Raw genomic sequence first — 18568 nt, 5'->3', positions numbered from 1 at the left:
CCGAAATTGTCGGTGGGCGTCGCTATGGTGACCGCCATCCGAAACGGACCACGGGGAGGCGGCACATGGGCACGTTCGGCGTTCCATCCTCCTGGCTGCGCGACATCCTGCCGCGGCGCGGCGGGGCTCCCGCAGGGTTCAGCCCGAGCGCGACCTGGGCCGCCGACATCGCCGCGCTGCTCGACCAGCGCCCCAGCCTGCGCTCCGCGCTCACCAGCGCCGGCACCCCCGCCGACGTGAGCGCCGAAGGCCTTGCCCACCTCGACGGCGACACCGCCAGCACCCCGCTCGGCGCGGCCGCGGTCGTCGCCGCGTATGCCGGGCCGCCCGACGAGCGCAGCCGGGCCGCCGCCGCGGTGTTCGCCGACGGGTGGGTCGCCGGCCGCGGGCTGGCCTTCGCCGTCGAGGCCGCCATGGAGCTGCAAGGCCTCGGCTATGGCAGCTATGGCGCCGGCACCACCCTGGCCGGGCAGCCCGTGGTCCGTTACCTGCGGGGTTCCGAGGGCGCGTTCCCCGTCCTGGCACGGGTGCGGGCAGCCGTCGCCGCGGCGCCCGAGGAGGAGTATCTGCCGGTCGTGGAGCGGCTGGCCCGCTGGCGGGAGCGGTCGGCGACGCATCGGGTGGTGACGGCGTTCCTCGCGCCGACGGAGGCGGCCTGGGTCGAGGAGGAGGTGCGCGGTCACGTCGTCGGCGACGACTGGCGCACCCGGCTGACCCTCGCGTCGGTGACGACCGCGGAGCACGCCGAGACCCTTGTCGGGTCCTATCCGCCGTGGGGGCTGTTCGCCGACACCGCGCTGCTGCACACGATCGCCGACGGGCTCGGTGTCGCCGTCGTGCCACCGCTCGTGGTGTGGCTGGACCGGTTCGGGTCGTCGTCCGCCGATGCCCGGCGGGCCATGCTGTCGGTCCTCGCCGTGATGCCGGCCGACGAGGCGCTTCAGGCCCTCGTCGACCGGGCCGACAGGCGCGACGTCCCGGCCGCGCTGACCGAGGCGTGCGACCGGTTCCCGCAGCGGGCGGTGCGGCTGCTCGCCGAGGGGGCGTCCCGCCCGCGGATCGCCCAGCGGCTGCGCACCCACGTCGCCCGGCACCGTGCCGCCGCTGAGGACGTCCTGCCGGCGCTCGCCGGCGCCGCCGCCACCAGGGTCGCCGCCGAGCTCGACGCGCTCGACCGCCGCGTCGTCGCGCCGCCCAAGGCGCTGCCGCCGCTGCTCGTCGCCCCACCGTGGGCCTCGGCCCGGCGGCCCGGCCGCAAGGCCGCCGTGGTCACCGGGCTGCGCTGCGCCGACGAGCCGGCGATCGTCTGGGAGCCGGGGGAGCAGGCAGCATGGCTCAACCGGGCCGGCACCGCCGGCCAGTGGGGGCCGCTGCGGTCCGACTGGACCGCGCTCGCCCGCGACATCGAAGCGGGGCGGTGCGCCTGGTTCGACACGTTCGGGTTCTTCCTGCGCGCGCCCATGGACATCGCCGCGCCGGTCGCCGCCCGCTGGCGCCCCACCCGACGCTGGGACCATGAGCGCTGGGCGCCCCCGCTCATCGCGAGGTTCGGGGTGCTGGTGCTGCCGCTCGTCCTCGAGGTCGACCGGTCGGGCGCGAGCCCGCTGCTGATGCCGTTCACCGGGCCTGAGGTCGCCGCCGCCGTCGCCCGCGGGCTCGACGGCGGTCGCGCCGCACGGCAGCGCGCCACCGACTGGCTGCGCAGGCACCCCGCGTCCGCCGCCCGGGCGCTCATCCCCGCCGCGGCCGGCCCGGCCGGGTCCGCGCGTCGCCTCGCCGGCCAGGCGCTGCGCGTCCTCGCCGACCTTGACCATCGCGACACGGTCGAGGCCGCCGCCCGGTCCTACGGTGCCGGCGCCGCCGCCGCGGTCACCGACCTCCTCGACACCGACCCCCTGCTGGTGTTGCCCGCGCGCGTGCCGGCGCTGCCCGACTGGGCCGACCCGGCCGCCCTCACCCCGATCGAGCTGCGCGGCGGCGTCGGCACGGTCCCGCCGGACGCCGCGCGGCACGTGCTGACGATGCTCGCCATGTCGAAGCAGGGCGAGCCGTATGCGGGCCTGGCCGTCGTGGCCGAGGCGTGCACCCCGGCGTCGCTCGCCGCGTTCGCGGTGTCGCTGCTGGACCGGTGGGTCGAAGCCGGGGCCCCGCCGCGCGCCGGCTGGGTCCTCGAGGCCCAGGCCCTGCTCGGCGACGACGACACCACCCGCCACCTCGCCGGGCACGTCCGCGCCTGGCCCGGCGAGGGTGCCATGGCCAGGGCCGCCTCGGCCGTCGACGTCATCGCCAGGATCGGCACCGGGGGCGCACTCGTTCACCTGCACCGCCTTGCCACGACCGTCCGCGCCAAGCCGATCCGTGTCCGCGCCGAGGAGCGGCTCGCGGAGGTCGCCGCGTCCCTCGGCCTGTCCCCGGACCAGCTCGCCGATCGGCTCGCCCTCGACCTCGGCCTCGTCCCCGACCTCGGCCTCGACGTCGCCGGCACGCTCACGCTCGGCGTTGGAGGAGCCGGAGCGGGTGCGGCTGAGGTAGCGGGAGTGGCCGGCGGAGCGGGTTCGGCCGGCGTCGGCGACGTGGGTGCGATGGGCGGAGCGGGGGCGGGCGGCGTCGGCAACGTGGGCGGGGCGGGCGTAGGCGGCGTCGGGGGAATGGGTGCGGTGGGCGGCGCGGGGGTGGCCGGCCGAGTGGGTTCGGGCGGTGTCGCGGAGCTGGGTGCGGCCAGGTGGGCGCCGGGCAGGCCGCAGAGGTTCGGCGGGCCCGGCCCCGTTACGGTGTCCGAGATCATCAGAGACCTGCGGGAGGTCACGCTGTGAGCGCTGCGCACGAGTTGCTGCAGGAGGGCACCGCCGTGCAGCGGCCGCCGGCCGAGGCCCGGTATGCCGATGAGCTGGCGAAGCTTCGCGACACCGACAGCGGGGAGCGGCCGCCGGGGTGGGCGCTGAGCCTCACGGCCGCGCGGCGGTTCATCGTGGGGGATCCGTCGGCGGGGATCAGCCGCAAGTTCGTGGGTGACCCGTCGCTGATCGACCGGGCCCTCGTGTCGCTGGCGACCAGCCGGGGGCTGATGCTGGTCGGTGAGCCCGGCACCGCGAAGTCGCTGCTGTCCGAGCTGCTGGCGGCGGCTGTCAGCGGGGAGTCGACGCTGACCGTACAGGGCGGGGCGGCGACGACCGAGGACCAGATCAAGTACTCGTGGAACTACGCACTCCTCGTGGCGGAAGGGCCCAACCAGCGGTCGCTCGTGCGGGCGCCGCTGCTGCGGGGGATGGCCGAGGGCAAGGTCGTGCGGTTCGAGGAGATCACCCGCTGCCCGCTCGAGGTCCAGGACTGCCTGCTGTCGCCGCTGTCGGACCGGGTGCTCGCGATTCCCGAGCTGACCGGGCCGGAGGCGATGGTGTTCGCGCGCGACGGGTTCAACGTGATCGCGACCGCCAACACCCGCGACCGGGGCGTCAACGAGATGAGCGCGGCGCTGAAGCGGCGGTTCAACTTCGAGACCGTGTTCCCGATCGCCGACTTCGACACGGAGCTCGCGCTCGTCGAGGCGGAGGCGGGCGCGCTGCTGCGCCGGTCCGGGGTCACCGCCGCGCCGCGCCGCGACGTGCTCGAGGTGCTCGTGACGACGTTCCGGGAGCTGCGGACGGGGCAGTCGGCGCGCGGCGACACGATGGAGCGGCTGTCGGCCGTCATGAGCACCGCCGAGGCCGTTTCCGTCGCGCACGCCGTCGGGTTACGCGGCTGGTTCCTGCGCCGCGAGGCCGGCACCGCCGAGGACCTGGTGTCGTGCCTCGCCGGCACCGCCGCGAAGGACAACACCGAGGATCTGGCCAAGTTGCGGCGGTACCTGGAGCAGCAGCTGACCTGGCGGTCGGGCGCGCAGTGGAAGGCGCTGCACGCCGCCCGGCACCAGCTGCCGGGGTAGCGGCGATGGCCACCACGTTCATCGGCGTGCGGCACCACAGCCCGGCCTGCGCCAGGCTCGTCGCCGGCACGATCGCGGCGCTGCGGCCCGCGCACGTGCTCGTCGAGGGGCCAGCCGACATGAACGACCGCATCGGCGAGCTGCTTCTCGGGCACGAGCTGCCGGTCGCGGTGTTCAGCAGCTACCGCGACGACGAGCGGCACTGCGCCTCGTGGGCGCCGTTCTGCGCGTACTCGCCGGAGTGGGTCGCGCTGCAGGAAGGCCACCGGGCCGGTGCGACCGTGCGCTTCATCGACCTGCCGGCGTGGGACCCTGCCCTCGCGCAGCGGGAGAACCGGTACGCCGACGCCGAGCAGCGCTACGCCGAGGTCGTCGACCGGCTGTGCACGGAGTTCGCCGTCGACAACGTGGACGCGTTGTGGGACCACCTGTTCGAGATCCCGCCCGACGACGGGATCGCCGAGCGGCTCGCCGCCTACTTCGACCTGCTGCGCGGGGAGACCCCGGCGAGCGAGGGCGACACCAGGCGGGAGGCGTACATGGCCCGCTGGATCCGCGCGGCCGCCGCCGACGCGGGGGACCGTCCCGTCGTCGTGGTCACCGGCGGATTCCACCGGCCGGCGCTGATCCGCCTGACGGCCGGCGTCACCGCTCGGCCTGCCGCGAAGATGCCACCGCCAGGCGCGGACGGGGACGCCGCATGGCCCGACGTGCCGGTGCCGCGAGAGGGCACGGACGGGGGTGGCGCGTCGCCTGGGATGCCGGTGGGCGCCGGGCGGTCCGACGTGCCGGTGCCGCGGGAGGGCACGGACGGGGGTGGCGCGTCGCCTGGGATGCCGGTGGGCGCCGGGCGGTCCGACGTGCCGGCGCCGCGGGTGGGTGCCGGGGGCAGTGGGTCGTCTAAGGAACCGGACGGCGTCACCGCGTGGTCTGACGTGCCGGTGCCGCGGGAAGGCGTGGATGGGGGTGGCGCGGCGGCTGAGGTGCTGGTGGGTGCCGGGGGCGTGGAGGACGGCGCGGCGTGGCCTGAGGTGCCGGGGCTGCCCGAGGGGGCGGTCGGGGGGAGCTATCTGGTGCCGTACTCGTTCCGGCGGTTGGACGCGTTCGACGGGTACCAGTCGGGGATGCCGTCGCCGGAGTACTACCAGCAGGTGTGGGACGGCGGGGCGCGGCACGCCGCCGATCACCTGGCCGGCGCCGTCGTCGGGCGGCTGCGGGAGCGGAAGCAGCGGGCGTCGACCGCGGACCTGATCGCGGCGCGGGCGTCGGCGGCCGGGCTGGCGCTCGTCCGGGGGCACCAGCACCCGGGCAGGACCGACATCCTCGACGGGCTCGCCGGGGCGCTCGTGCACGACGCGCTCGACGAGCCGCTGCCGTGGGCGACCCGCGGGCGGCTGCGGGCCGGCACCCACCCGGTCGTCGTCGAGATGGTCGCGGCGCTCAGCGGCACCCGGGTCGGCCGGCTGCACCCCTCGACGCCGCTGCCGCCGCTCGTGCACCACGCGGATGCCGAGCTCGAGCGGGAAGGGTTCGGCGTCGGCGGTACGGTCACCGTCGCGCTCACCGAGGACGACGGCCTGCGGCGCAGCCGGCTGCTGCACCGGCTGCGGGTGCTGCGGATCCCGGGGTTCGACCGGCGGCGGGGGCCGCGGACCGGGGTCGATCCGGTGCTGGAGGAGCAGTGGGACGTCACCGTCCATGAGCATCGGCTGGTCGCGTTGATCGAGGCCGGCGCGTACGGCGTGACCCTCGGCGAAGCCGCCGCGGCCGTCCTCGCCGAACGGATCCGCGGGGCGGACGTGGCCGGTCTCGCCGATGCCCTGTTCGACGCGGCGCTGTGCGGCACGGTCCGCCTGTCGGACCAGGTGCTGCACGACCTGGGCGCGGCCGTCGGGACCGCCGGTGACCTCGGCGACCTCGGCCGGCTCCTCGCGGTCGTGCTGACCCTGTGGCGGCACGACCGGCTCCTCGGCACGGCCGGCAGCGCCCCCCTCGGCACGGTGATCACCGCCGCCCACCAGCGGGCGTTGTGGCTCGCGGAAGGCGTACGGGGCAGCACCTCCCCGGCCGACCCCGCCCGCATCGCAGCGGTCGTCGCCGTCCGGGACACCACGGTGCACGCCGGGCCGCGCCTCGCCCTCGACCGCGACGCCGCCCTCGCCGTGATGCGCCGTGTCGCCGAGGACAGGGAATCCCCGCCTGACCTCCGCGGCGCCGCCTTCGGCTTCTGCTGGTCCGCGGAAACCACCGGCCCCCAAGCGACGGATGCCACCAGCCCCGAAGCAGCGGACGCCACCAGCCCCGAAGGGACGGATGCCACCGGCTCCGAAGGGGCGGACGCCACCAGCCCCGAAGGGACGGATGCCACCGCCTCCGAAGGAGCGGACACCACCCGCCCCGAAGCGAAGGGGCAGGGGAAGGACGGCGGCAGGGCCTGGGAGGACCCGGTGCGGGCGGTCCGCGGCGCGGCGGCTCCGGGCACGGTCGGCGACTGGCTGGCGGGGCTGTTCGCGGTGGCGCGCGAAGAGGTGCTGCACGCGCCCCGGGTGCTCGACGTGCTCGACGACCTGATCAGCGGGATGGGCGAGGCGGAGTTCCTGATCGCGCTGCCGGCGCTGCGGCAGGCGTTCACGTACTTCCCGCCCAGGGAACGGGAGACCGTCGCAGGGCACCTGCTCGCCAGGCGCGGGCTCGGGGGAAGCGGCCGGTCGCTGCTGCGGGCGCGCGAGGTCGACCCGGTGCTCGTCGCGGCCGCCGCGGAGCTCGAGGCCCGGGTCGACGCGGCCCTCACCCACGAAGGGCTCCTGCCATGAGCACGCCCGACCAGCACCGCACCGACCAGCCCCACACGGACCAGCACCGCACCGCGCAGGACCAGCACAGCACCGCGCAGGACCAGCACCGCACCGCGCAGGACCAGCACCGCACCGCGCAGGAGCTGGACCGCACCGCGCAGGAGCTGGAGCGGTGGCGGCTGGTGCTCGGCGAGGCCGGGCAGTCGGTCCTGAACGGCGGCCGGCTCAGCGCCGACGGCCTGGGGCGCGACGCGGCCCTCGACTGGCTGTACGGGCGCGACGAGGACCTCGAACGCCGGGGCGTCCGGCAGACGCGGCACGGCGGGGACGGTGGGTCGGTGGTCACCACGGTCGACTGGCTCGACGACATCACGACGCTGTTCCCGAAGGAGACGATCGAGCGGCTGCAGCGCGATGCCGTGGAGCGGTACGAGATCCACGACGTCGTCACCGACCCGGCGGTCCTCGCCCGGGTCGAGCCGAACCCGACGCTGCTGAGAGCCGTGCTGCGCACCAAGCACCTGATGAACCCCGACGTGCTGGTGCTGGCGCGAAGGATCGTCGACAAGGTTGTGCGGCAGCTGGTGGAGAAGCTCGCGACGCAGGTGCGGCACGCGTTCTCCGGGGCGCGGTCCCGCAGCGCGAGCCGGTTCAAGGTCGCCAGGAACTTCGACGTGAAACGCACCCTGCGGGCGAACCTCGGGCGCTACCGCCCGCAGGAGCGGAAGGTGTACGTGGAGTCCGCGTACTTCATCGCGCGGACACGCCGGCACCTGGACCGGTGGCAGGTGATCCTGCTCGTCGACCAGTCGGGGTCGATGACGGGCAGCGTCATCCACTCGGCCGTCACCGCGGCGTGCCTGTGGGGGCTGCCGGGCGTGAAGACGCACCTCGTCGCGTTCGACACGGCGGTGGTGGACCTGACCGCGGACGTCGACGACCCGGTGGAGCTGCTGATGAAGGTCCAGCTCGGCGGCGGCACCGACATCGCGCGGGCGGTCGAGTACGGCACCGGGCTGATCGAGCAGCCGCGCCGCACGATCCTGGTCGTGATCAGCGACCTGTACGAGGGGCCCGGGGGCGGCGAACGGCTCGTCCGGCTCGTCAGGGACGTCGCGGGGCAGGGGACGAAGGTGCTGTGCCTGGCGGCGCTGGACGAGGACGCCGACCCGGCGTTCGACCGGGACATGGGCGCCCGACTCGCCGACGCCGGTGCCTCCGTCGGCGCCATGACCCCGGGTGAACTGGCGGCGTACGTGGCGGAGCAGGTGGCCCGATGAGAGCGGACCTCCTCGCGCTGACCCAGGAGTCGCTTGCCGCACTCACCAACCGGGGACTGGTCAAGCGCGCCACGAGGGAGGTCGAGCAGGCCCCGCCGGCGATCACCGAAGACCCGGGCGGCACGGTCCGCGGCACCTACCCGGACGGCCCCGAGACGCAGCTTCCGCAGGGCGGCCTGGAGACGGGCAGCTGCACCTGCGGCGCCACCGGCATCTGCCGGCACATCGTGGGCCTCGTCATCGCGTACCAGAGCGAGCACGAGACAACGGATGTCGTCACGCAATGGTCGCCGGGGGCGTTCACCGACGAGCAGATCGAGGCGAGGATCGGGGCGCGACAGCTCAACGCCGCGCGGCGGGCGTACCGGGCCGGCTACGTCGCCCGCGTGCACCGGCCCTCCGCGGCGGACCCGGCGCCGCGGGTGGAGCTCGGGTCGGCGACGGTCCGGTTCCTGGTGCCCGGCGATCTCGGGTTCGTGCACACGGACGCCGTCGCCGGGGCCCGCGACGACGTCATCGCCCTCGCCGTATGGGCGTTCCGAGCGGCCGACGCCAAAGCCGCCGACGCCAAAGCCGCCGACGCCAAAGCCGCCGACGCCAAAGCCGCCGACGCCAAAGCCGCCGACGCCAAAGCCGCCGACGCACAAGCCGCCGACGCTGTAGCGGCCGATACAAAAGACGCGACAGCCGGCGGCAAGGCCGATGAGCAGGACGTGCAGGTCGACGTCGGAGGACCACCCGCCACCGCCGACGCCGGGACCGACGCGTCCCTCGACGCCGCGGTACACCTGGCCGGCGAGATCCTGCTCACGGGCGCCACCCACGTCGGCCCCGGACTGGCGGCCACGGTCGCCGAGGTGCGGCAGCGCCTGGAGCGGGCCGGTCTGCGCTGGCCGCTGCTCGCCGTCGGTGACCTCGAGGAGCAGCTCGCGGCGTACGAGCGGCGCGCCACCTCCTACAGTCACGACCGGCTCGCCGGGCTGGTCGCCGAGCTGCACGCCAGGCACCGCGCGGTCACCAACCGGCGTCACGCCCTTCCGGCAGCTCCCGGCGGCGCCGGCCTGCGGGCCAGGATCCTCGGCACGCGGGAGGCCGCGGAGACCCCGATGCGCCGCGCCCGGCTCGACGGCCTCGGCTGCCGGCTCAGGACCGTCGGCGACGAGACACAGGTCGAGATCTACTTCGCGCACGCGGACAGCGCCACCGTCCTGGTGCTGCGCCGGGCGTACCGGGAAGGCGGGCGCGTCGCCGGGGCCACCGTCGCCCAGCTCGCCGGCGGCACCGTCGTGACCGAGTCGGCGATCCGCAGCGCCAGCCGCACCGTGCGCCTCGCCACCAGCCGCGTCGCCAAGACCACCGTGACGCCGTCGCAGGGCATGTGGACGGCGCTGCCGGACGCGCTCGTCGTGCGGGACCTGCGGGAGCTCGCCGCGTACCTCGACCGGCTCCCGCCGCGGGTGGTGCGGCCCAGGGTGGAGGCGGAGCTGGTGCGTGTCGTGCAGGTCGCGGAGGTCCGGTCCGTGCACTACTCCCCGGGCGCCCAGCGGCTCGACGCCGTCGTCGCGGACCCGGCCGGCGGGGTGGCGACGATCACCGCGACCCACACCGCGGCCGCGCCCGGCGCCCTCGACGCGATCGCCGCGGCGCTGGACGGCCCGGTCCGGGCCGTCGCCGGCACGGTCGGCAGGTCCCGCGGTGTGATCACCGTCGAGCCGCTCGGGTTCGCGGTCGGCGACGACGCCGTCGTGGTCCCAGACCTGGCGCCGGCGGGCGGGTTCCGGATCGGCGGCGGGCCGGTGCCCGACGAGGACCCGCTCCGGCACGCGGTCGGCACGGCGGCGGCACTGCTCGCCGAGGTGCCCCACCGGGGCCTGCGGATGCTGCCGCCCACGTTCACCGGCCGGTTGCGAGACGCGGAACACACCCTGTCACGGGTCGGGCTGCGCCGCGCCGCCGCCTCGGTCGGCGCGCTGCGGGAAGGCCTGGGGCCCGACCCGGACGACACCACCGTGCGCCTGTGGGTGGATGCGTACGTGCGGCTCCTCGTCACCGCCGAACTGCAGTGACCCGGCCGTGACGGACCGTCGAGACCCAGGCGATTTGCCCGGTCTGCGAGCGCCAAAATTCACAGCGGAAGAGGGATCACATCCGCCCGACGGCGTGTCGATCATGAACCGTGGCTAGGCTGACGCGCCGGAAGTGAAGGACATCTCAACAGGGGGGCGCAGCATGGCCGACTCGTTCGTGCATCTCCACGTGCACACCGAGTACTCCATGCTCGACGGAGCGGCGCGACTGAAGGACATGTTCAAGGAGGCGAACCGTCTCGGCATGCCCGCCGTCGCGATCACCGACCACGGCAACATGCACGGCGCGTACGACTTCTACAAGCAGGCGACCGCCGCCGGCGTCACCCCGATCCTCGGCGTCGAGGCCTACGTCGCGCCCGAGTCGCGGCTGCACAAGCAGCGCGTCAAGTGGGGCCGTCCCGACCAGAAGGACGACGACGTGTCCGGCTCCGGCGGGTACACGCACAAGACGATCTGGGCGAAGAACAAGACCGGCCTGCACAACCTGTTCCGGCTCAACTCGCGGGCGTCGATCGAGGGGCACTTCGTGAAGTGGCCCCGGATGGACACGGAGATCATCGCCGAGCACTCCGAGGGCCTGATGGCCACGACCGGCTGCCCGTCCGGCGAGGTCCAGACGCGGCTGCGGCTCGACCAGTTCGACGAGGCGCTGAAGGCCGCCGCCAAGTACCAGGACATCTTCGGCAAGGACAACTACTTCCTCGAGGTCATGGACCACGGCCTCGACATCGAGCGGCGCGTGCGCGACGGCCTGACCGAGATCAGCAAGCGGCTCGACATCCCGCCGGTCGTCACCAACGACTCGCACTACACGCACCAGGCCCAGGCCGAGGCGCACGACGTGCTGCTGTGCGTGCAGACGGCATCCAACATCAACGACCCGAACCGGTTCCGGTTCGGCGGGTCGGGCTACTACCTGAAGTCCGCCGACGAGATGCGCGCCGTCGACAGCTCCGACCTGTGGCAGCAGGGCTGCCGCAACACGCTGCTGGTCGCCGAGAAGGTCGACACCGACGGCATGTTCAAGGAGCGCAACCTGATGCCGCGCTTCCCGGTGCCGGAGGGGGAGACCGAGGAGTCGTTCTTCCGGGCCGAGGTCGCCCGGGGGATGGCGCGCCGGTTCCCCGGCGGCATCGACGAGGAGCACCAGCGGCAGGCCGACTACGAGACCGACATGATCGTGAAGATGGGCTTCCCGGCCTACTTCCTCGTCGTGTCCGACTTCATCCTGTGGGCGAAGAACCAGGGCATCGCCGTCGGTCCGGGCCGTGGCTCGGCCGCCGGCAGCCTGGTGGCGTACGCGATGGGCATCACCGACCTCGACCCGCTGCCGCACGGCCTGATCTTCGAACGGTTCCTGAACCCCGACCGCATCTCGATGCCCGACATCGACATCGACTTCGACGAGCGCCGGCGCGGCGACGTCATCCGGTACGTGACCGACAAGTGGGGCGAGGACCGGGTCGCGCAGATCGCCACGTTCGGCACGATCAAGGCCAAGGCCGCCATCAAGGACTCGGCGCGGGTCCTGGGCTACCCGTTCGCGGTCGGCGACCGGATCACCAAGGCGATGCCGCCCGCCGTGATGGGCAAGGACATCCCGCTCACGGGCATCTTCGACCCGAACCACCCGCGCTACTCCGAGGCGGTCGAGTTCCGCGCGCTGTACGACAGCGACCCCGACGTCAAGAAGGTCGTCGACACGGCGAAGGGCATCGAGGGGCTGATCCGCCAGACGGGTGTCCACGCCGCCGGCGTCATCATGTCCGCCGAGCCGCTGATCGAGCACGTGCCGCTGATGCGCCGCGACGCCGACGGCGCGATCATCACGCAGTTCGACTACCCGACGTGCGAGACGCTCGGGCTGCTGAAGATGGACTTCCTCGGCCTGCGCAACCTGACGATCATCGATGACGCGGTCAAGAACATCGAGCGCAACCACGGCATCAAGCTCGACCTGCTCAGCCTGCCGCTGGACGACAAGGCCGCCTACGAGCTGCTCGCCCGCGGCGACACCCTCGGCGTGTTCCAGCTCGACGGCGGGCCGATGCGTTCGCTGCTGCGGCTGATGAAGCCCGACAACTTCGAGGACATCTCCGCGGTCCTGGCGCTGTACCGCCCGGGCCCGATGGGTGCGAACTCGCACACCAACTACGCGCTGCGCAAGAACGGGCAGCAGGAGATGACGCCGATCCACCCGGAGCTGGAGGAGCCGCTCCAGGAGATCCTGGGCCCCACGTACGGGCTGATCGTCTACCAGGAGCAGGTGCAGCGCGCCGCGCAGAAGCTCGCCGGCTACACGCTCGGCCAGGCCGACCTGCTGCGCCGGGCCATGGGCAAGAAGAAGAAAGAGGTCCTGGAGAAGGAGTTCGTGCCGTTCAGCGACGGCATGAAGGCCAACGGCTACAGCGACGAGGCGATCAAGAAGCTGTGGGACGTGCTCGTCCCGTTCGCCGACTACGCCTTCAACAAGGCGCACACGGCCGGCTACGGGCTCGTCTCGTACTGGACGGCGTACCTCAAGGCGAACTACCCGGCGGAGTACATGGCCGGGCTGCTGACCAGCGTCGGCGACGACAAGGACAAGATGGCCCTGTACCTGTCGGAGTGCCGGCGGATGGGCATCGACGTGCTGCCGCCGGACGTCAACACGTCCGCGGGCCCGTTCACGCCGGTCGGCAAGGACATCCGCTTCGGCCTCGCCGCCGTGCGCAACGTCGGCCACAACGTCGTCGACGCGATCGTGCGGTGCCGGCAGGCCGCGCCGTACAAGGACTTCCACGACTTCCTGTCGAAGGTCGACGCCGTCGCCTGCAACAAGAAGACGATCGAGTCGCTCATCAAAGCCGGCGCGTTCGACTCGATGGGGCACCCGCGCCGCGGGCTCCTGGCGATCCACGCCGACGCGATCGACGCCTACGCCGACATCAAGAAGAACGAGGCGATCGGCCAGTTCGACCTCTTCGGCGACGCGTTCGGCGGCGACGACACCGGCGGCGGCACCCCCGCCATGACCGCGGCGATCCCGCAGATCGAGTGGGACAAGCGGGAGCTGCTCACGTTCGAGCGGGAGATGCTCGGCCTGTACGTGTCCGACCACCCCCTGTTCGGCCTCGAGTCGGTGCTCGCCAAGGCCGCGGACACGGCGATCAGCAGCCTGTCGGAGGAGGGCTCGGTGCCGGACGGCGCCGTCATCACCCTCGCCGGGATGCTGACCGGCGTGCAGCGGCGCATCACCAAGCAGGGCAAGCCGTGGGCGTCGGCGAGCCTGGAGGACCTCGGCGGTGCCGTCGAGGCGCTGTTCTTCCCCAACACGTACGAGCTGGTCGGCCAGTACATCGCCGAGGACGCGATCGTCGTGGTGAAGGGCCGCGTCGACCGGCGCGACGAGACGCCGCGGCTCATGGCGATGGACCTGTCCATGCCCGACGTCACCACCGCGGACGAGAACCGGCCGGTGGTGCTGTCGCTGCCGGCGAACCGGTGCACGCCGCCGCTGGTCGACCGGCTCAAGGAGATCCTGCTCAACCACCCGGGCAAGGCCGAGGTGCACGTGAAGCTCAGCCACGGCTCGCGGATCACCCTGCTGCGCCTCGGCCCGTACCGGGTCGAGCCGACCACCGCCCTGAAGGGCGACCTGAAAGCGCTGCTCGGCCCCAACAGCTTCTCGTAGAACCGTCACGATAAGGTCGGCGGGTGCAGACGCCGCGTCGGTCGCTGTGGCTCTCGCGGCGCGCCCGCTGGTCCGCCGCGGTCGTCGCGGTCCTCGTCGCCGCCGTGCTCGCCGGCGCGTTCGTCTACCGGCTCAACCAGCGGCCGTATGCGTTCGACCGGCTCAGCCGCACCGGCGAGGCCACGTTCCCCGGCGCCGTCGAGGGGCCCGGCCTGCGCGCGTTCCTGGACAGCGGCCGGGCGTTCGTCGGCTACCAGGCCGGTGAGGGGCGCTTCCACCTGCGCGCCGTCGACGTCGACAAGCCCGGGGAACCCGCGATCTGGACCAACACGGCCCTTACCGGAGTCGAGTCGTTCAGCTTCGCCCGCGGCTCCGTGATCGTCACCGGCGCCCCCGACAGCGCCGGCCGGCGCACGATCACGCTGCTCAACGCGAACAACGGGGTGCCGTTCGTCAGGTTCGACGTCGTCGCCGGGGACCGGTGGGAGCTCGTCGGCAAGTACTTCGTGCGATACCGCGGCGCCGACCACCGGCTCGTCGTCACCGACGTCAGCACGCAGAAGGAGATCGCGACCCTCGACCAGCCGGGTGGCGCCGGCAGCTTCTGGCTGACCGACAACTGGAGCCACCAGCAGGTCCCGACGTCGCCGGACGGTGCCGCGCTCGACGAGCCGCTGACCGTCGACCCGCACCTGGTCCGCGCCGTCGCCGGCGGCGGCATCGAGGTGATCAGCCTGTCCAGCGGCAAGCCGGACGGCGCCGCGCCGGCCGTCGCCGCCCCCGACGACCTCGTGTACCCGTACGAGGAGCAGGTCTTCGTCGCCGGGCCCGGCCACGGCTACCGGATTCAGGCCCGCGACCGGGTGAAGCTCGGCAAGGTGCAGTGGACGTGGACGTCACCGGACCCGCAGGCGCGGGTGCGGGCGCTGGCCGCCTGCGGGGAGCGGCGGATCTGCGCGGTCGAGGAGCACCGGGTGACCGCGCTGGACATCCGCACCGGCGAGGTCGAGTTCCGCGTCGACGTCGACGCGCCCCGCACCCTGCTGCCGGTCGGCGAGCGGCTCATGCTCCGCGACGCCGGCGGCGCGGTGCTGCTCGACGACGAGGGCCGGGTCGTGCGGCGCTGGCCCGGCCGGCGCGCCGCCCGCCTCGACGACGGCAGCTACCTGCTGCTGCCGGTCGACGTGCCGGCCGGCCCGTACACCTGGCTCGGCGTGCAGGCCGACGACGGCGCGACCCGTGACCTCGGCGCCCTGGACGTGCCGGTCGACACGTGCACGTGGAGCCACACGTACCTGGCCTGCGCGGCGGCGCCCGGACGGTTCGTCTTCTACCGAGTCAGGACACCCTGGTACTCGGGGCGGCTCTGACGGACCGGCGCCGCGCCAGCCGGAAGATCGCGACCGCGCCGATCGCCACCCACACGATGTTGAGCACCGCGGACGGCCACGCGCCGTTCACCGCCGAGTTGAAGGCGAGGGCCGCGCCGCCGGCGATGTTGAGGCCCTGGAACACGGCGCCGTCGCCGGTGATCCGTTTCGTGGAGACGAGGGCGTACGCGGCGAGCAGCCCCGCCGCGCCCGCCCAGCCGATGAGGGCGATCACGACAGCACCGCGTAGGCGCGGACGGTGAACGTGCCCATGCCCGCGATCCGCGGCGGCACCGCCGTGAACCGGAACCCGTCGACGGGCAACCGGTCCAGGTCGTTGAGGTGCTCCACGATGTAGATGCCGGCGTCGAGCAGGCCGGTGTGCGCGGGGCGCGTCAGGTCGGCGACGTCGTCGATGTTGACCGAGTCGATGCCGACGAGCGCCGGGCCCCTCCGCACCAGCCAGTCGACGGCGTCGCGGGTCAGGAACGGCGCGTCCGGGTCGCCGTAGGCGGGCTTGCCGAAGTGCTTCGACCAGCCGGTACACACGAGGACGGCGCAGTCCGTGACGTCCCCGTGCGTGTCGGTCTGCCGCTCCAGCAGCGCCGCGTCGACCGCGCGGACCCCGGTCGCGTCGACGAGGACGCCGGGCAGGTCCGCGACCCGGTCGAGGGGGACGTCGGTGAGATCGCCGCGGCCCTCGAAGCGGTGCGCGGGCGTGTCCAGGTAGGTGCCGGTGTTGGCGATCAGGTCGATGCGGCCGATCTGGAAGTCGGTCCCGGGCGCGTACCTGCCGCGGGCGTCCTCCCGGGACAGGTAGTCGCTGATCACGGGCCCGGGCATGCCCGGATAGGTGATCAGGCCGGCGTGGACGGGGTGGCTCAGTTCGATGAAGCGTGGCACACCTGAGATCGTGGCAGACAGCGCAGCTAACGTGTGAGCGAGAATTCCTACAGTTGCACTGAAGCGGGGCTGCATGAACCTGGACCCGCGCCGCCTCGCGGTGCTCGCCGCCATCGCCCGCCGCGGGACCCTCGCCGGCGCCGCCGCCGCGCTGCACGTCACCCCGTCGGCGGTGTCGCAGCAGCTCGCGCAGCTGGAGCACACCGTCGGCCGGCCGCTGGTGGACCGGTCGGGGCGGCGCGCCGTGCTCACCGCCGCCGGCCGGGTCCTCGCCGTGCGCGCCGAGGCGATCGAACGCGAGCTCGCCGAGGCGGAGCGGGAGCTGGTCGCCATGTCGGGCCACGCCGCCGGGCTCGTCCGCGTCGGCGCGTTCGCGACCGTGATCCGGCATCTGCTGATCCCCGCGATGGCCCGCCTCGCCCGCGACCACCCCGACGTGACCTGCTCGATCACCGAGCTCGACGGCCCGCCGGCGCTGCGCGAGCTGCGCCTCGGCGGCCTCGACGTGACCATCACCGAGCGCGACGCCTCGCTGGGCCTGGAGTCACGCAGGCAGGTCAGTGTGGTGCCACTCGGCGAGGACCCGTACCGCGTCGTGGTTCCCGCCGGCTGGCCGCCCGTGCTCTCCTACGCCGACCTCGCCGACCGCCCGTGGATCGCCGGCCCGCCGACGTCGACGACCGGGCAGGTCCTGGACCGGCTCGGCCGCGAGCGCGGCTTCACCCCGCGGCGGGTGCACGCGTGCGTCGACTACCCGGTCGTGCTCGCGCTCGTCGCCGCGGGGCACGGCGCCACCATCGCGCCGGACCTGGCGCTTCGTGACGCGCTGGCGGCGGGTGTACGGGTGACCGACCTGCCCGTCGCGGGTGCCCGGCGGCTGGACGCGCTGGTCACCGCGGGTAGGGCGGCCCTTCCGGCGGTGACCGCGCTGCTGTCGGTCCTAGTAGATTGACAGGTGCACGTGGTTGGTGTGGTCGCTGCTCGGGTCGCCCTGACCGCTGTTGTAGGCGTGCCAGCCGCCCGCCGGCGTCCAGATCTGCTTGTACCAGATCACGTACATCACGCCCAGCGCCTGCGCGTTCTTGATCAGCCACGCGGCGAGCTGGGTGCCGTACTCCTTGGACGCGCCGGCCGCCACCCCGCCGAAGCCCTTCACGTCGGCGGCGAAGTCGCAGGCCCGGCCCTTCGGGTGCTCGTATGGCTCGGGCGGCTGCCGCCAGCACGACACGAAGCGCATGAACCCGGCCTTGCGCACCTCCTGCAGCGCGTGCAGGGTCCGCGGCGTGAGGCAGCCGCCGGTCGTCGGGTCGTCCGTGCCGCACGACTCCGCCGGCCACGAGCCGTCGGCCCGCCGGGGCGCGGGCTCGGCGGTCCTGGTCGTGGTCTTCTCGCTCCACGTGGTGGACACGTCGACGGCGGCCATCGACTCGGCGAGGGCCTCCTCCAGGCCGGCCTTCTGCTGCGCCATCACCGCCGTGCTCGCCTGCTGCTTGCCGACCTCGGCGTCGATGGCCGACCTCGTCCTGGTCAGCTCGGTCCGCGTCGCCGTCAGCCGGGTGAGCTGGGCGGCTTTGCGCCGGGCGATGACCTCCAGCGTGCTCACCCGGTCGGCGAACACCCCTGGCGTCGGGCTGTCCAGCAGTGTCGCCGCGCTGCGCAGCCCGCCGCCGTTCTGGTACGCGGCGACCGACATCGTCTGGGTCTCGTCGCGCAGCTTCGCGTACTCCGTCTCCAGCTTCTGCTGCTGCTCCTCGAGGGCCTTCTGCTGCTGCAGGGACGCCGCCAGGGCGTTCTGCGCGTCGATGTACGCGCGGTTCGCCTCGTCGAGCTTCTTGATCAGGGCAGGGTCGCCCCCCTCGCCGGCGTTCGCGGGTGAGGCCGTGCCGAGCACCACGGCCGGGGCCAGGAGGAGCGCGAGCGCCGTCACGACGGCGACGATCCACGGAGGTCTGGACATACTGTCCTCCCCATCGGCCGCCTGCCGGGTGAGCTGACGGATTCGGGCCGGAATCATCGTCCAGGGTGGTGGGCTAGCCTCCTAGGAAGGATTGGGGGACATGAACCGGGTCATTGAGGGGTAAGCGGACAAAGTCAAGGCAAGCAACGGAAGGGGTCTCGGACATGTCGAGAAGTGCTACGAGCACACCGGCCACCGTCGAGGACTGCCTGCGCGTCGGCGCCGGCTTCTCCCAGGGCGACAGGGCCTGGATCGCCGAGCAGTTCGCCACGCTCGACACCCAGCTGGCCGCGTTCCCGGTCGACGCGACGGAGATCGAGGTGTCGGTGAAGGATCGCAACGCCCGCGGCCAGAAGGTCACCCTCGAGTGCTGGACCCCCGGCCACCCGAAGGCGGTGACCACATCGACGGAGGAAGACCTGCACGCCGCCATCCTGGAGGTCCGCGACGACCTGCGCCGCCGCCTGGCCGAGGTGAAGACCAGGCAGGTGCCGCGCCACAACCGTCACCTCCGCGAGAGCACGATCGCCGACGTCATCTCTCCCGAGCTGATCCCGCGCCCCAGCACCTGAGCGCGC

The 18568-nt window shown here is 73.5% G+C and carries 12 protein-coding genes; 9 read left to right on the top strand and 3 right to left on the bottom strand.

Annotated features, from left to right (window positions below; translation table 11 throughout):
• Window positions 1-65 precede the first annotated feature (65 nt).
• The 7 genes from ACFY3L_RS32730 to ACFY3L_RS32700 all read left to right on the top strand — a co-directional run bounded on the left by ACFY3L_RS32730 (window position 66) and on the right by ACFY3L_RS32700 (window position 15130).
• A complete protein-coding gene (locus ACFY3L_RS32730) occupies window positions 66-2813 on the top strand; it encodes a molybdate metabolism regulator (protein WP_389332794.1) in 2748 nt (915 codons plus the stop codon).
• A complete protein-coding gene (locus ACFY3L_RS32725; RefSeq protein ID WP_389332791.1) occupies window positions 2810-3922 on the top strand; it encodes an AAA family ATPase in 1113 nt (370 codons plus the stop codon). Before ACFY3L_RS32730 ends, ACFY3L_RS32725 begins: the two co-directional genes overlap by 4 nt.
• A 5-nt stretch (window positions 3923-3927) precedes the next feature.
• Window positions 3928-6735 carry a DUF5682 family protein gene (locus ACFY3L_RS32720; RefSeq protein WP_389332788.1) on the top strand — a complete coding sequence of 936 codons (2808 nt, stop codon included), beginning with the start codon at window positions 3928-3930 and terminating at the stop codon, window positions 6733-6735.
• Window positions 6732-7997, top strand: a complete 1266-nt coding sequence (locus ACFY3L_RS32715) for a VWA domain-containing protein (RefSeq protein WP_389332785.1) — start codon at window positions 6732-6734, stop codon at window positions 7995-7997. Before ACFY3L_RS32720 ends, ACFY3L_RS32715 begins: the two co-directional genes overlap by 4 nt.
• Complete coding sequence (locus tag ACFY3L_RS32710) at window positions 7994-10063, top strand: hypothetical protein (protein WP_389332782.1); 2070 nt, start codon at window positions 7994-7996, stop codon at window positions 10061-10063. The genes ACFY3L_RS32715 and ACFY3L_RS32710 overlap by 4 nt, the downstream gene beginning before the upstream one ends.
• Before the next feature lie 163 nt (window positions 10064-10226).
• A complete protein-coding gene (gene dnaE / locus ACFY3L_RS32705) occupies window positions 10227-13760 on the top strand; it encodes a DNA polymerase III subunit alpha (RefSeq protein ID WP_389332779.1) in 3534 nt (1177 codons plus the stop codon).
• A 23-nt stretch (window positions 13761-13783) separates the two neighbouring features.
• Window positions 13784-15130: a hypothetical protein gene (locus ACFY3L_RS32700; RefSeq protein WP_389332776.1), complete on the top strand. Its 1347-nt coding sequence runs from the start codon at window positions 13784-13786 to the stop codon at window positions 15128-15130.
• Here ACFY3L_RS32700 and ACFY3L_RS32695 read toward each other — a convergent pair.
• A complete protein-coding gene (locus tag ACFY3L_RS32695; protein ID WP_389332773.1) occupies window positions 15099-15365 on the bottom strand; it encodes a hypothetical protein in 267 nt (88 codons plus the stop codon). The two genes, ACFY3L_RS32700 and ACFY3L_RS32695, sit on opposite strands and share 32 nt — an antisense overlap.
• Window positions 15362-16033: a cyclase family protein gene (locus tag ACFY3L_RS32690; protein ID WP_389332770.1), complete on the bottom strand. Its 672-nt coding sequence runs from the start codon at window positions 16031-16033 to the stop codon at window positions 15362-15364. Before ACFY3L_RS32690 ends, ACFY3L_RS32695 begins: the two co-directional genes overlap by 4 nt.
• Before the next feature lie 73 nt (window positions 16034-16106).
• On the opposite strand from ACFY3L_RS32690, the gene ACFY3L_RS32685 reads away from it, so the two are divergent.
• Entirely contained in the window at window positions 16107-16985 is an 879-nt protein-coding gene (locus ACFY3L_RS32685; protein ID WP_389332767.1) for a LysR family transcriptional regulator, read from the top strand.
• Here the strand turns inward: ACFY3L_RS32685 and ACFY3L_RS32680 are convergent.
• The gene (locus tag ACFY3L_RS32680; protein WP_389332764.1) at window positions 16974-17990 is read right to left on the bottom strand and encodes a coiled-coil domain-containing protein; all 1017 of its coding nucleotides are present in this window, start codon (window positions 17988-17990) and stop codon (window positions 16974-16976) included. The two genes, ACFY3L_RS32685 and ACFY3L_RS32680, sit on opposite strands and share 12 nt — an antisense overlap.
• Before the next feature lie 164 nt (window positions 17991-18154).
• Here ACFY3L_RS32680 and ACFY3L_RS32675 point away from each other — a divergent pair, with 164 nt between their 5' ends.
• The gene (locus ACFY3L_RS32675; RefSeq protein WP_389332761.1) at window positions 18155-18562 is read left to right on the top strand and encodes an HPF/RaiA family ribosome-associated protein; all 408 of its coding nucleotides are present in this window, start codon (window positions 18155-18157) and stop codon (window positions 18560-18562) included.
• Window positions 18563-18568: the final 6 nt, after the last annotated feature.

It is taken from the genome of Dactylosporangium sp. NPDC000521 (assembly GCF_042898305.1).
Lineage (GTDB): Bacteria > Actinomycetota > Actinomycetes > Mycobacteriales > Micromonosporaceae > Dactylosporangium.
Note: the sequence above shows the minus strand (reverse complement) of the source record. Positions and strands in the feature narration are given on the sequence as shown.